Origin of the sequence: Rheinheimera mesophila, from assembly GCF_000986865.1 — a bacterium.
Classification (GTDB): Bacteria; Pseudomonadota; Gammaproteobacteria; order Enterobacterales; family Alteromonadaceae; genus Pararheinheimera; species Pararheinheimera mesophila.
Genome location: NZ_LAVS01000010.1, coordinates 13,362 through 26,900 on the forward strand (window position 1 = coordinate 13,362; position 13,539 = coordinate 26,900).

Here is a 13,539-nt window from a genome sequence, read left to right on the forward strand (position 1 = left end):
TATGTTCCGTTGGTTAGATCCTTACGCTAAACCTGAAACGCTGTACCATTTGTGTGGCCGTTGGTTACCTTATCTGATGACGCTTGCCATAGCCACTTTGCTGCTGGGAAATATCTGGGGGTTAGCGTTCAGTCCGCCGGATTACCAGCAAGGTGACAGTTACCGTATCATTTACATCCATGTGCCTTCGGCTATTTGGTCCATGGGAGCGTACAGCAGTATGGCTATTGCTGCTTTTATCGGTTTAGTCTGGCAAATCCGGGTTGCACAGTGGGCTGTCTTAGCGATAGCGCCCATCGGCGCTGTGTATACCGCCATCGCGTTGATTACCGGAGCCGCCTGGGGCAAGCCCATGTGGGGGACCTGGTGGGTCTGGGATGCGCGTTTAACCTCTGAGTTGGTGCTGTTGTTTCTTTATTTAGGTGTGATTGCGCTGTCAGGTGCATTTTCTGAAGCGGCTCGTGGCATTAAAGTGGCGTCTTTGCTGGCGATCGTTGGGGTCGTCAATCTGCCTATTATTCATTACTCAGTTGAGTGGTGGAACACCCTGCATCAGGGCGCGACCATCACCAAATTTGCCAAACCTTCGATTGACCCTTCAATGCTGTGGCCTTTACTGATTAGTCTGTTAGGTTTGGCTTTGCTATTGGCGGCTTTAACCTGCTTACGGTTGCGTAGTCAGATTTTAATTTTTGAACAGCACAGACCCTGGGTCCGGCAGTTGGTCGAGCAACAACACGAGGAGCAAAGCTAATGGCGTTTACATCCTGGGCAGACTTCTGGGCCATGGGCGGTTATGCACTTTTTGTTTGGTTATCTTTTGGCACAACCTACGGATTGTTGCTGGGCTTGTGGTGGTACAGCAAGCGACAACATCAACAGATACAACAACAAATCCGCGCCAAAGCAGCGCGGGAGCAACGGGTGCGGCAACATCAGGAGAGAGAGAAGTAGATGAATCCGAGACGTCAAAAACGCTTAGTGGCCGTGTTGGCCTTTGTGGTGTTGTTAGGTGGAGCCATTGGCGCCATGTTGTATGCATTGCAGCAAAATATTGACTTGTTTTACACCCCGAGCCAACTCATTGAAGGTTTGGGGGATGACAAAGTAAAACCTGAAATTGGTCAGCGTTTACGAATTGGTGGCATGGTGGTGAAAGGTTCGGTGCGTCGTGACCCGAATTCACTCAAAGTCAGCTTCGATTTAGTCGATACTGGTCCTCTGGTCACAGTCGAATATGAAGGTATATTGCCGGATTTATTCCGTGAAGGGCAGGGCATCGTCGCCCAAGGCGTGTTGGTGGATGAAAAAACCATTCTGGCCTCTGAGGTCCTGGCAAAGCATGACGAGGAATATATGCCGCCTGAAGTGGCTGAAGCCGTCAAAGGTATTAAGCATGTCGCGCCGAAAGATATGCCGTCTTATGGTCAGCCAAACACTGCTGAGCCTGAAACGGTAACGCCTGAACAGAGCAAAGCTGCAGGTCAACAACCATGATTGCAGAATACGGTCAACTGGCGCTGACCTTTGCGCTTTGTATTTCTCTGGCCTTGGCCATAGTGCCTTTGTATGGCAGCTTTAAAGGCCATCAAACAGCCTTGCAACTGGGTAATCCGCTGTCTTATGCCTTGTTTTTACTGACTGCCTTTTCGTTCTGGGCCTTGTCTTATGCTTTTTGGTCGAATGATTTTACTGTGGTCTATGTGGCGACCAACTCTAACTCCTTGTTGCCCTGGTATTACCGCCTGACCGCCGTTTGGGGTGGACATGAAGGCTCGATGCTGTTGTGGCTGTTGACCTTGTCGGGTTGGATTGCCGCTGTGGCGCTGTTTTCCCGCAGTTTGCCTCTGCAGTTTCAGGGCCGCATTTTAGGGGTAATGGGCTTAATAGCTGTAGGTTTTTATGCCTTTGTACTCTTTATGTCTAATCCCTTTATGCGCAGTCTGCCGTATTTCCCTGTCGATGGACGCGATCTAAATCCATTATTACAAGACTTTGGCATGATCATCCATCCGCCTATGCTGTACATGGGCTATGTCGGTTTTGCCGTGTCTTTTGCCTTTGCAATAGCGGCCTTGATGGGGGGCAAATTTGATAGCACCTGGGCGCGCTGGGCCAGACCCTGGACTCTGGCCGCCTGGATGTTCTTAACTCTTGGCATCATGCTTGGAAGCTGGTGGGCTTATGCAGAATTAGGCTGGGGCGGCTGGTGGTTTTGGGACCCGGTGGAAAACGCCTCTTTTATGCCCTGGTTAGTGGGTACTGCACTGATCCACTCTTTGGCTGTCACGGAGAAACGCGGCACCTTTAAATCCTGGACTGTGCTACTGGCTATCGCCGCTTTCTCGTTAAGTTTACTGGGCGCCTTTTTAGTGCGTTCCGGTGTATTGGTGTCCGTCCACTCATTTGCTGCCGATCCGGATCGTGGTTTGTATTTACTGGCGTTTTTACTGGTGGTGGTCGGTGGGTCATTGTTGCTCTATGCGCTTCGAATGCATTCAGTGCGCAGTCAAGCGCGTTATGAGTTGTTCTCCCGCGAGGTCCTGTTGTGGGGCAACAATATTTTCCTGCTGACCGCAACGCTGGTGGTGCTGCTGGGTACTTTATTCCCACTGGTGCACAAAGAGTTGGGTTTGGGCTCTATCTCTATCGGTGAGCCGTTTTTTAATCAGCTGTTTTATTATCTGGTGATCCCTTTTTCTCTGTTGCTTGGTCTGGGCCCCTGGGTTCGCTGGAAACAGCAGCACGTGCAACCTTTACTCAAGCCCATGAGTTTAGTGGCGATAGCAACTTTAATTCTGGCGCTGGGCACGCTGGCGGCGACACAAAGTGTTCAGGCCAATTTAGCCTTGTTAGGCCTGTTACTCGGTGCCTGGGTCGGGTCTTCCGCTATTTTTGAATTGTTGCAGCGCTTGCAGCAGTTTGGCTCGGTCAAACAGGGCCTCACTAAGCTTAACGCCAGCCATTTTGGCATGACGCTGGCGCATATTGGTTTTGCGGTGCTGGTGGTCGGTGTGGCGATGACCAAAACCTACAGCGTGGAAACTCAGGTCAGAATGAAAGCAGGTGATCAAGTCGAGCTGGCGGGTTATCAGTTCAGACTGGTTGAAGTGTATCCACTCAATGGCCCCAATTACACAGGTGAAGCGGCTGAGCTGGATGTGAGTTACCAGGGCGACTATGTCACTCACTTGCATGCAGAAAAACGTTTTTATACGGTGCAGCGTACTGTGATGACAGAAGCTGCTGTGCATGCCCGTTTAAGCCGGGATTTGTATGTGGCATTAGGAGAATCCCTGTCGAATGACAGTTGGGCATTGAGTTTGTATGTGAAGCCTTTTGTGCGCTGGATTTGGCTGGGCGGGTTATTAATGGCGCTGGGCGGTTTCATTGCGCTTTGTGATAAACGTTATCGTCGTGCCGCACCAAACAAAGTGACAGCAAAACAGCAGGAGCCTGCGGATGCGTAAATTGGCATTTTTTATCCCATTTGCACTTTTTATCAGCCTGTCGGTATTTTTGTTTCATGGGTTGTTCTCCAATCCGATGGAGCGGGAGTCTTCGGTGCTTAATCAGCCCTTACCTGCGTTTGCTTTGCCTGATTTACAACAGCCTGAGAAAATCTGGACTCCCGACAGTATCAAAGGCAAGCCAATGCTGCTGAATGTCTGGGGCACCTGGTGTGTGACCTGTAATGCCGAACTGGCTTATTTAACAGAACTGAGGGAGCAGGGGGTGATGATCGTCGGCTTGTATTATCAACAGCCTGCGGACGCTGCTTTTGGTGAGGTGTTTAACCTTGCCGCCTTGCAACAGGAAGTAGCATTAAAGCTGGAGCAACAGGGCAATCCGTATCAGTGGAATATTCTGGATAAAGACCGCACGCTGATTTTTGATTTAGGCGTGACCGGTGCTCCGGAAACCTTCTTAATCGATGCTCAGGGCGTGATTCGTTACCACCACATAGGGGATATCAATCCGCAGGTTTGGCAACAAAAGCTGGCTGCTGCTTACCAGAGTCTACAGGAGTAGGGTATGAGGTATTTTTTGATCAGCCTGCTGCTATTGACCGGGACAGTGCAGGCCACTGAAGTCCTGATCGAGTTCAAGGATCCACAGCAACAGGCCTTATTTAAAGAGCTGACTCAGGAATTGCGCTGTCCTAAATGTCAAAACCAAAATATTGCCGATTCAAATGCGGTGGTCGCAGTGGACATGCGGAACAAAACATTAGAACTGGTGCAGCAGGGACAAAATAAACAGCAGGTGCTGGAGTATATGAAAAGCCGTTATGGTGACTTCGTGCACTACCTGCCGCCAGTAAACAAGTTTACCTTGATTTTATGGGTGCTGCCGGTCGTGATGGTGGTTGGGCTTATGCTGTTATTACTGTTTCGCCGCAGGGTGCAGGCGCATTCTGGTGCTGCACCTGAGCTCAGCTCAACGCAGCCGCCTGAATTAGAACAGCAACTTGATCAACTGATTGAGCAGTACAGGAGAAAAAGCTGATGCTGATGTCGTTAAGTTTTGCCGCCGCCCTGATGCTGGTATTGACTCTGGTGCTGCTGCTGTTTTTTCGCCGTAGCGGGACTGAGGTGCAATTAAATCCAGTGGCGCAGTTTGAGGACAAATTACGGTTATTGTCTCAGGCCAGGGATAGTGGCGAATTGGCTGAGCAGGATTTTGCTGTGGCCGCAGCCGAGTTAAAAGCTCAATATCTGCAGGCAGAGCAAGCACAAAAAAGTACAACGAGTCCGGCGACGGGCTGGGCCATTGGCATCAGTTTGCTGGTCGCTGTGGCAACTGCTGTGCTTTACAGCCAGACCGGGCATTACACAGCACTGACAAACTGGCAGATAGCTCAGCAGCAGCTTCCTGCTTATGGGGAGCGGGCTCTACTGAATCAAGGCGAGCCGCTTAGTGACGAAGAAATTGAGTTGTTTGCTTTAGCTCTGCGGACAAAAATCAGCAAGGAAGGTGATGATGCGGTGGCCTGGTTTGTGATTGGCCGTATCTGGTTGTCCAAAGGCATGGTGGATGATGCCATTGAAGCTTTTGAAAAGGCATTGGCCCTGACACCAAACCGCGTCAATGTATTGATCAGCTACAGTCAGGCGTTATTGGTCAGTGGGGGCGATGAACATCTGGCCAAAGCGGCACTGAGCTTGTCCAAGGTACTGCAGCAGGAACCAGACAATACGGATGCACTGTCTATGCTGGCGATGGTGGCTGAAGAGCGGGGAGATAAAGAACAAGCCCGCCAGGCCTGGCAATTACTGCTACCCAAGCTGGAGAACACCGATCCACGTTATGCCTTGGTACAACAGAAGCTTGGACTGGCGCCAGCAGAACAGACCGTCGCTGCCAAGCACAACAGTGCAACTGCTGTGTCTGGTCGTCGCGTCCAGGTGCAGCTTAGCATTAGCCCAGAGTTGGCCGAGCAGTATAAAACAGGGACTCTATTTGTGTTTGCTAAAGCGGTGGATGGGCCGCCTTTGCCTCTGGCCGTGCAAAAGCTGGCTGTGTTTCAGGGGACTCAAACCATAGAGCTCAGTGAGGCACAGGCGATGCAACCGGGTTGGACCTTAGCTAATGCTGAACGTATTCAGATCAGTGCCCGTTTATCATTGTCGGGTCAGGTTCTGAATGATGAAAAGGGTCCACAAGTGCAGTCTGAAGTGCTGAGTTTTCAACAGTCAGAACTGAGCCTCAACTTGAGCCTCCAGCCTTAACGGCTGCTGAAAGTTCATAGAAAAAAATCGCAGAACTGTCGATTAATTAAGCAAAAGGCCAGGCTCTGGCCTTTTGCGGTCGCCTTCTGTCCCTTTGCCTCTTTTCATTTGCTGGCCAATACGCTATAACACGGCAACTTTGACACGTCTGTCCGGTGTTTGGGCCTGCGATCTTCGGCCTGCATCTGACGGTCAATAAGCGTTAACCATAATTACAATAAACCCACAATCTAGGATCACGTTATGAATCAACCGCCAGCTTCGGGGACTTTATTTGGTCATCCGAAAGGACTCTTCCTGCTTTTTTCCACGGAAATGTGGGAGCGTTTTTCCTACTACGGGATGCGTGCTTTACTTATTCTGACTTTAGTTGCAGCCACTGAATCCACTAACCCCGGTTTTGGTATGAGCAATGGCGATGCCTTGCTGTTGTATGGCTACTACACAGGTCTGGTGTATGCCGCCACCTTATTTGGTGGTCTGATCGCAGATAACCTGCTGGGGCAGCGTAAATCTATCATCTTAGGCGGTACCTTAATGGCCATAGGCCAGTACACTTTATTTGCTGCCACGCCTCACAGTATGTCGCTGTTTTATGTTGGTTTAGGCTTTATTATCGCCGGTAACGGTTTATTTAAGCCTAACATTTCAGCCATAGTGGGCGATTTGTATCCACAAGGTGACGCCCGTCGTGATGGTGGTTTTACCATTTTCTACATGGGGATAAACTTAGGTGCTTTTATCGCACCATTAGTCACGTCGTCTTTAGGCGAAAGTGATGCCTTTGGCTGGCGCTACGGTTATCTGGCTGCAGGTATTGGTATGACCTTATCCGTAGTGATCCAGTTATTGTTTGCACAAAAGTACTTAGGAGATTTAGGTAAAGTGCCGGGGCGTATTGCGTCGCGCAGTGCAGCCGGCACTCCGACGCCACTGACTAAGGTTGAATTTGATCGCCTGCGTGTGGTGTTATTCCTGTTTATTTTCGTCACTATGTTCTGGCTGGCTTTTGAACAGGCTGGTGGCTTGATGAGTTTATTTGCCTCTGAGCACACAGACCGGATGGTCGGTTCTTTCGAAGTACCAGCGGGCTGGTTCCAGTCGTTAAACCCATTGTTTATCCTGATGTTTGCCCCTGTGTTTGCCTGGTTATGGGTGAAACTCAATGCAATGAACAAACAGCCTGATGCGCCAATTAAGATTTTATTCGGCATGCTGTTAACCTCTATCGGTTTCCTGTTCCTGATCGTGGGCGTATTTGAAATGCAGGTGAACCCTTCTGCCAAATCCAGCATGATGTGGTTAACTTTGGCCTTTTTATTCCACACTTTAGGCGAGCTGTGTATTTCTCCTGTGGGCTTATCACTGATGACTAAACTGGCTCCGGTGAAACTGGCCTCACTCATCATGGGGGTCTGGTTCCTGATGCCTGCTGTGGCACACTATCTGGCAGGTTTTGTCGGTGCGTATTCTGACACCGCCGGTGATAATCCTGCTGTGGTTGAGTTTGCCGCATCTTTTGGTGTTCAGGCCGCGCACGCTGGTTTATTGGTGGTGTTTGGTGGTATAGCTGTCTCTCTGGTATTTTTTGCTGTGGTGCTGTGGATGTTATCCGGTACTTTAGTACGCTGGATGCATGGTGCGGAGCGTATGCAAAGCTAATTGATGCCGCATACAGAAAAGGGCCAGAGGGTGCAAACCACTGGCCTTTTTTTATTGTTTTAACAGGAGTAAACCAATGAAACTGATCCTGATACTCTGGGCTGCGCTGAGTTTCCAGCTCCAGGCAACGCCGCTGATTTGGCAGAAAAAAGCAGATTTATTGCAGGCTGTGCAGGAGATTTATCCGACGGTCTTTCAGGGAGAAATTTATGTGGCTGGCGGTTTAAGTTCCGAGCTGCCACAACAGCAAGGTCACATGACGGCAGCAGTACAGATCTACAATCCAAGCAAGGATCAATGGCGTTACGGCCCGTCCTTGCCAGAGGGGCGTCATCATGCTCAATTGGTTGCTGTGGCAGACGAGCTGTTTTTACTGGGCGGTTTTGTGCAATCAGAGTCAGGTTGGTGGAGCGCCAGTGCGGATGTGCTGCAACTGGATCAAAAAGCCGGACGCTGGGCTAAAGTGGCCGAATTGCCAGCGCCTATCAGCGAGACTGTGACCTGGGTACTGGATGGCAAGATCCATCTGATCTCGGGCCGCTCGCCAAGCAGCAGTGCCAATGGCCAGTGGGCGGATCAGCGTGATGTCAACAGCCATTGGGTGTTTGACCCTCAGAGCCTGAGTACCAGCCAGGCCGCAGCGCTTCCTGTTGCAAAAAATAGTGCGGCTGGTGTCAGTACGAAGGCGGGCGGCTATCTGCTTGGAGGCCGTCAGGTGAAAGGTGGTAACCAGGCACAGTTGCATTACTTTGACGCCAGAACCGCACAGTGGCGGACTTTAGCGGCTATGCCAAAAGCTCAGGCGGGTTTAGCTGCAGCCTGGCTTGGACCACAGCTTCTGGCTTTCGGTGGTGAGTTTTTTGAGCGCGGCGGTGGAGTCTTCAGTCAGGTCTGGTCTTATGAGGCAGATTCAGACCTCTGGCAGCAACGTGGTCAGATGCCGCTGCCACGCCATGGTTTGGGTGCCGTGACGCTGGATAATGCGATTTATCTGATAGGAGGCGCCACGGCGGCAGGATTAAAACAAACCAGCGCAACTGTGGATCGGGTATCCGGGCGTTAACACTGAAGGCCTGGCTTATTTCTGTTATTTTTTAGCATGATGCAAAGCTGAAGTCTAAGCTCAGTCGTAGTATCTGTGTCGGAAAAAAAGTAACGCAAGGAGTGAACAACGATGAAATACCCGCTGAATCTGCTGTTCGGTGTACTGATTGTCTGGCTTGGAGCCCTCATGACTCCGGCTTCAGCCTGCACCCGCCTGGTGTACCTTGGTCCCGAGAATAACGTATTAACGGGCCGCAGTATGGATTTTTCCATCGATATTCCGGCTAATTTATGGGTATTTCCCCGCGGTATGCAGCGCAATGGTCAGGTTGGACCTAACTCTATTTCATGGCGCTCGAAATATGGCAGTGTAGCAGCCAGTTCCTGGGATATTGCCACTCCGGATGGCATGAACGAAAAAGGTTTGGTGGCCAATCTGCTTTGGCTGGTGGCTTCTGAGTATCCTAAATTTGATTACCACGGTGACAAGCCGGGACTGACCATAGCGGCCTGGGCTCAGTATGCTTTGGATAATTTTGCAACGGTCGAGCAGGCCGTGACTTTCTTTCGCAAGGACAGCTTTGCCATCGTCTCTGATTTTATTCCTGGCACAGACAAATTCACTACAGTGCACTTATCATTGTCCGACGCCACAGGAGACAGCGCTATCTTTGAATACATAGGTGGCAAGCTGGTGATCCATCACAATAAAAAATATCAGGTGATGACCAACGATCCACCTTACGAGCAGCAACTGGCAGTGAAAAGTTATTGGGATTCAGTCTCAGGCCAAGCCTTTTTACCCGGAACTGCGCGCGCATCTGACCGTCTGGTCAGGGCCTGGCATTACCTGACCATGATCCCACAAACCACGGACGCGAAACTGGCTGTCGCCAGTGTGTTCAGCATAGTGCGTAATGTCTCTGTGCCTTATGGCATAGGCACAGCCGACCAGCCGCATTTGTCCAATACCAGATGGCGGGTTGTGGCTGATCAACGTAATCTGGTGTATTACTTTGAAAACGTCTTGTCGCCTAATGTGGTCTGGCTCGATTTTAACAAAATAGAGTTTAAACAAGGGGCTCAGGTTAAAAAACTCAATCTGGACAAAGGCCAGATTTATGCTGGCGAAAGCAGTGCTTTTTTGGTCAACGCTGAACCTTTCCAGTTTAAAGGCTTAGATCCGGCGGAGTAAAACGGTAACCAAGCATAAAAAAGGCCAGCTTAGCGCTGGCCTTGTTGCTTTAACCCGCTGTTTAAGGCAGGTATTCATCCAAATACTCTTCGTCTTCTTCTTTTTGCGGAGGGTTGCCATCGTAAATCTGGAACTCGACCCGTTGGAAATAAGCTTCCTTGATGAAAGCGTATGGATCCACAGACTCGTTCAGCAATTGCTCCATCGACATCAACCGCTCTCTGCCATCCAAGGCCGATACCGTGAAGCGGGTGATGGTCAGGTTAGAGTTTAATAAGCCCAGAGGGAAGTACAGGCCATCAACAACGCCGCCAACCAATCCGCGGGTGGTGGTAGGGCCCATAGCCGGAACCATCAGATAACCGCCATCACCGACCCCCCAGACTGCCAGAGTTTGATTAAAGTCCTCATCTTGTGCTTTGAGGTCAATCCGGGTTGCAACATCAAACAAACCGAACAAACCCAGGGTACTGTTCAGCACAAAGCGTCCGAGGCTAATAGCTGCACTACGTGGTTTGGCCTGAAGCAAGGCATTGACAAAGCTGGCTGGCTCATTCAGGTTATTCACCACATTGGCGATACCGGTTCGGGCGGGTTTAGGGACCACCGTCATATAGCCTACCGTTACGGGCCGCAGTATATAAGCATCCAGAATGTCATAGTTAAAATCCCAGATGTCCCTGTTTATGGACTCTAGGGGATCCCGCGGATCCTGATAGGTGGTTTGAGCTTGTTGCTCGTCTGCGGTTTTTTTACTGGCACAGCCAGTCAGTGCCATTAACAACAGGCACGCTATGAAAACAGGCTTCATGGGTAAGGCCATAAATTTGCATCCGTTAAGGGGAAATAACATATTGATTATTATACTGGTAAAGCATGACTCGGATCATCCGCTTTACAGCAATCATTTGTCTGAAATAGTTGAGAAAAGTTGCATCACGTGGTCGAACGGCTCGAAAAAACGCTAGCACAGTACCACAGGTAAGCCTGTGGCGAGCTGCTGTTGCTCTGCTGCGAAAATTTCTTTTTCAATACGCAACCAACTCTGGCAATAATCCCAGTCTGAACTTAGGGGTAACCAGTTCATGCCATCAAGCATACAGTTTAAGTTAAACAGAAAAGGATGTGCACCTTGCAGGCGCTCTATGCTGTAGGTTTCGCTGGCACTACTTAACAGCGCTATACCTCCAAAAGAGATCGCCCAGTTGGCAAAGGCCATCAGATCGATAGTGGCTGCTTGTTTTGGCTGTAGCTCATTGGCTTCAATGGCTTGTTGCAACAACAGATCCACCATTTGTGTCACTTCTTTCTCCAGCTCCTGCTGCACTGTTAAGCGCGCTGACGAGCTTTTTTCCTGCACCCAGGGAGATTTAGCTGTCAGCAAACAACTAAACAAAATAGGTTGCATTTTTGCAGACAACAAATAGGCCTGATGCAAAGCCAGCGCCTTTTCTCTGCTGCTGCCGGCAAACAATTGAGCTTTTTTAAACAAACTGATTTCATGACGTAAAGCCGAGTTACACAGTGCGGTGATCACATCTTCTTTACTGGAAAAATGATTGTAAATTGTGCCTTTGGAATAAGGACTGGCTGCAGTGAGTTTATCCATAGTCAAATTAGCGTAGCCTTCGGCTTTTACTAATTGATGGGCGATATGCAGCAATTCCTGCTCCCGATCTGCTATGGCTTGCTGTTTTTTGCTAAATCGCTGCTGCAAAGGGCAATTGCGCTGCTCTTTATTTGCAATATCACACAAAAACTTCAGCATTGAGTCAGTCCTGTTTGCTGCGCTAGAGCTGTTGCTTTGCTCTGGCCAGCGCTAAGTGCGGTCGGCACAGTGCGAAGGTCAGGGGTCTGGTTAGTAGCGGATAGGCTGCTAACAACAGCAGTATAGTGACGGTATGCTGCCAGGATTCCCACTGAGCTATAACCAAAAATAATGGGATCAGAATGGCCAGTTTAACTAAGTTCAGCAACAGCTTTTGTGGCGTAGGGATCTGTTCGGTGGCGGCCCGGATCACTTGCATCCGCTGTGCAAATTTCAGCCCTTTCAGTTCCGGAATAGAGTGACTACCAAAATACATCAAAGACTCCTTAAAAAAGCAGGCCCTGCCAAAACAGGGCCCGGTATACTGGTTTGGATCTCAGAAGGATTTGAGTTGGGCCACTACATCAGACAAGGACAGCATCAGCTTTTCACCGCTCAGGCGGTTCTTCAGCTCTACTTTCTGCTCATCCAGATTACGCTCGCCCACTATGATCTGATAAGGTACGCCTAGCAGCTCCATATCCGCAAACATCACACCCGGACGCTCTTTTCTGTCATCAAACAGCACTTCAAAACCAGCGTCAGTCAGCTCTTTGTAAAGCTGTTCTGCGGCATCCTGAATACGCACTGACTTGTGCATATTCATCGGCACTATCGCTACCTGAAACGGCGCTATCGCCACTGGCCATTTAATACCGTACTCGTCGTGATTTTGCTCAATAGCGGCAGCAACAATACGGGAGACACCCACACCATAACAACCCATGGTCATGATCTGGTGTTTGCCTTCTTCGTTCAGTACACCAGCTTTCATCGCCGCCGAATAACGCTCACCCAACTGGAAGATATGACCCACTTCAATACCACGACGGATCACTAACTTGCCCTGACCGCATGGGCTTGGATCGCCCTCGACCACGTTGCGTAGATCAGCCACCTGATAGGTCGTGATATCACGGTCAAAATTGACGCCAGTGAAGTGGAAACCGTCTTTGTTGGCACCTGTGACAAAATCTGCTAAATGCGCTGCTGCATGATCAACAATCACAGGAATAGTTAAACCGACAGGGCCTACTGATCCAGGTTTTGCACCTGTTATGGCCTGCACTTCATCTTCTGATGCAAATTGCAGTGGGGAGGCCACCAGCGGGTGTTTCTCCGCTTTGATTTCGTTTAATTCATGATCGCCACGCAGGACCAGCGCGACCAGCGTTTGAGGTGCTTTATCGTCGGCTTTACGGCCATACACAATTAAGGTTTTGGCGATAGCGGAGGCGTCAACTTTTAACAAGGCCGACACTTCGTCAATGGTCTTGGCGTTTGGTGTCGCTACTTCAGCTTTGGCCTGAGTTGCAGCCGGGCGTGTACCTTGAGGTGGCAGAGCTTCGGCTTTTTCGATATTGGCGGCGTAGTCGCTGCTGTCTGAAAATACAATGGCATCTTCACCTGAGGCAGCCAGTACATGGAATTCGTGTGACATGCTGCCACCTATGGCGCCTGTGTCGGCTAATACAGGCCGGAAATCTAAACCTAAGCGGGTGAAGATATTGCAATAGGCCTGATACATAGCGTCATAAGTTTGCTGCAAACTTTCCTGACTCAAGTGGAAGGAGTAGGCGTCTTTCATTAAAAATTCGCGCGCACGCATCACGCCAAAACGAGGACGACGTTCATCACGGAATTTAGTCTGAATTTGGTATAAGTTAATCGGCAGTTGTTTGTAGCTGCTGATTTCTTTGCGGACTAAATCGGTGATTACTTCTTCATGCGTTGGGCCAAGCACAAAATCACGCTGATGGCGGTCTTTAAACCGCAACAATTCAGCGTCCATTTTTTCCCAGCGACCAGATTCCTGCCATAGCTCGGCATGTTGTACCACCGGCATTAATACCTCAATAGCACCGGCTTTGTTCATCTCTTCGCGGACAATTTGCTCGACTTTGCGTAAAACCCGCAGGCCACTGGGCAACCAGGTGTACAAACCTGAGGCCAGACGACGCACCATACCGGCACGTAACATCAACTGATGGCTGATAATTTCGGCATCAGCCGGGGTTTCTTTCATCGTAGAGAGTAAATACTGACTTGTCCGCATAAATAAATAGTTCCGTGATTTTTAAGTTTAATTGCGCCTTACA

Annotated in this window: 14 protein-coding genes; 10 read left to right on the top strand and 4 right to left on the bottom strand. The window is 49.8% G+C overall.

Annotation, left to right across the window (positions count from 1 at the left end; all coding sequences use genetic code 11):
- The first annotated feature begins 1 nt into the window (after position 1).
- The 10 genes from SD53_RS05780 to SD53_RS05825 all read left to right on the top strand — a co-directional run bounded on the left by SD53_RS05780 (position 2) and on the right by SD53_RS05825 (position 9,633).
- Positions 2-754 carry a heme ABC transporter permease gene (locus SD53_RS05780; RefSeq protein WP_046519359.1) on the top strand — a complete coding sequence of 251 codons (753 nt, stop codon included), beginning with the start codon at positions 2-4 and terminating at the stop codon, positions 752-754.
- The gene (gene ccmD / locus SD53_RS05785) at positions 754-954 is read left to right on the top strand and encodes a heme exporter protein CcmD (RefSeq protein ID WP_046519286.1); all 201 of its coding nucleotides are present in this window, start codon (positions 754-756) and stop codon (positions 952-954) included. The genes SD53_RS05780 and ccmD overlap by 1 nt, the downstream gene beginning before the upstream one ends.
- On the top strand, positions 955-1,497 hold the full coding sequence (ccmE, locus tag SD53_RS05790; RefSeq protein ID WP_082101792.1) for a cytochrome c maturation protein CcmE: 543 nt from the start codon (positions 955-957) through the stop codon (positions 1,495-1,497).
- Positions 1,494-3,470: a heme lyase CcmF/NrfE family subunit gene (locus SD53_RS05795; protein WP_046519287.1), complete on the top strand. Its 1,977-nt coding sequence runs from the start codon at positions 1,494-1,496 to the stop codon at positions 3,468-3,470. Before ccmE ends, SD53_RS05795 begins: the two co-directional genes overlap by 4 nt.
- Positions 3,463-4,032, top strand: coding sequence for a DsbE family thiol:disulfide interchange protein (locus tag SD53_RS05800; protein WP_046519288.1), 570 nt, complete (start codon positions 3,463-3,465; stop codon positions 4,030-4,032). The genes SD53_RS05795 and SD53_RS05800 overlap by 8 nt, the downstream gene beginning before the upstream one ends.
- 3 nt (positions 4,033-4,035) lie before the next feature.
- A complete protein-coding gene (locus SD53_RS05805) occupies positions 4,036-4,509 on the top strand; it encodes a cytochrome c-type biogenesis protein (RefSeq protein ID WP_046519289.1) in 474 nt (157 codons plus the stop codon).
- Positions 4,509-5,732: a c-type cytochrome biogenesis protein CcmI gene (gene ccmI / locus SD53_RS05810; protein WP_046519290.1), complete on the top strand. Its 1,224-nt coding sequence runs from the start codon at positions 4,509-4,511 to the stop codon at positions 5,730-5,732. Before SD53_RS05805 ends, ccmI begins: the two co-directional genes overlap by 1 nt.
- 243 nt (positions 5,733-5,975) lie before the next feature.
- Positions 5,976-7,394, top strand: coding sequence for a peptide MFS transporter (locus SD53_RS05815; protein WP_046519291.1), 1,419 nt, complete (start codon positions 5,976-5,978; stop codon positions 7,392-7,394).
- 76 nt (positions 7,395-7,470) lie between these two features.
- Positions 7,471-8,457, top strand: a complete 987-nt coding sequence (locus SD53_RS05820; protein ID WP_046519292.1) for a Kelch repeat-containing protein — start codon at positions 7,471-7,473, stop codon at positions 8,455-8,457.
- A gap of 111 nt (positions 8,458-8,568) precedes the next feature.
- Positions 8,569-9,633 (top strand): linear amide C-N hydrolase, encoded by a 1,065-nt coding sequence (locus SD53_RS05825; protein ID WP_046519293.1) that lies wholly within the window; start codon positions 8,569-8,571, stop codon positions 9,631-9,633.
- 61 nt (positions 9,634-9,694) lie between these two features.
- Here SD53_RS05825 and SD53_RS05830 read toward each other — a convergent pair whose 3' ends face one another.
- The 4 genes from SD53_RS05830 to SD53_RS05845 all read right to left on the bottom strand — a co-directional run bounded on the left by SD53_RS05830 (position 9,695) and on the right by SD53_RS05845 (position 13,496).
- On the bottom strand, positions 9,695-10,444 hold the full coding sequence (locus SD53_RS05830; protein WP_046519361.1) for an MlaA family lipoprotein: 750 nt from the start codon (positions 10,442-10,444) through the stop codon (positions 9,695-9,697).
- A gap of 153 nt (positions 10,445-10,597) precedes the next feature.
- Complete coding sequence (locus SD53_RS05835) at positions 10,598-11,401, bottom strand: TetR/AcrR family transcriptional regulator (RefSeq protein ID WP_046519294.1); 804 nt, start codon at positions 11,399-11,401, stop codon at positions 10,598-10,600.
- 22 nt (positions 11,402-11,423) lie between these two features.
- Positions 11,424-11,717, bottom strand: coding sequence for a DUF6170 family protein (locus tag SD53_RS05840; protein WP_068226345.1), 294 nt, complete (start codon positions 11,715-11,717; stop codon positions 11,424-11,426).
- A 60-nt stretch (positions 11,718-11,777) separates the two neighbouring features.
- On the bottom strand, positions 11,778-13,496 hold the full coding sequence (locus tag SD53_RS05845; protein WP_046519296.1) for a proline--tRNA ligase: 1,719 nt from the start codon (positions 13,494-13,496) through the stop codon (positions 11,778-11,780).
- Positions 13,497-13,539: the final 43 nt, after the last annotated feature.

Coding starts and splice junctions, on each gene's coding strand:
- SD53_RS05820 (WP_046519292.1), top strand. CDS start 7,471: ATGAAACTGATCCTGATACTCTGGGCTGCGCTGAGTTTCCAGCTCCAG.
- SD53_RS05845 (WP_046519296.1), bottom strand. CDS start 13,496: ATGCGGACAAGTCAGTATTTACTCTCTACGATGAAAGAAACCCCGGCT.
- SD53_RS05835 (WP_046519294.1), bottom strand. CDS start 11,401: ATGCTGAAGTTTTTGTGTGATATTGCAAATAAAGAGCAGCGCAATTGC.
- SD53_RS05825 (WP_046519293.1), top strand. CDS start 8,569: ATGAAATACCCGCTGAATCTGCTGTTCGGTGTACTGATTGTCTGGCTT.
- SD53_RS05805 (WP_046519289.1), top strand. CDS start 4,036: ATGAGGTATTTTTTGATCAGCCTGCTGCTATTGACCGGGACAGTGCAG.
- SD53_RS05830 (WP_046519361.1), bottom strand. CDS start 10,444: ATGAAGCCTGTTTTCATAGCGTGCCTGTTGTTAATGGCACTGACTGGC.
- ccmD (WP_046519286.1), top strand. CDS start 754: ATGGCGTTTACATCCTGGGCAGACTTCTGGGCCATGGGCGGTTATGCA.
- SD53_RS05795 (WP_046519287.1), top strand. CDS start 1,494: ATGATTGCAGAATACGGTCAACTGGCGCTGACCTTTGCGCTTTGTATT.
- ccmE (WP_082101792.1), top strand. CDS start 955: ATGAATCCGAGACGTCAAAAACGCTTAGTGGCCGTGTTGGCCTTTGTG.
- SD53_RS05780 (WP_046519359.1), top strand. CDS start 2: ATGTTCCGTTGGTTAGATCCTTACGCTAAACCTGAAACGCTGTACCAT.
- SD53_RS05815 (WP_046519291.1), top strand. CDS start 5,976: ATGAATCAACCGCCAGCTTCGGGGACTTTATTTGGTCATCCGAAAGGA.
- SD53_RS05800 (WP_046519288.1), top strand. CDS start 3,463: ATGCGTAAATTGGCATTTTTTATCCCATTTGCACTTTTTATCAGCCTG.
- SD53_RS05840 (WP_068226345.1), bottom strand. CDS start 11,717: ATGTATTTTGGTAGTCACTCTATTCCGGAACTGAAAGGGCTGAAATTT.
- ccmI (WP_046519290.1), top strand. CDS start 4,509: ATGCTGATGTCGTTAAGTTTTGCCGCCGCCCTGATGCTGGTATTGACT.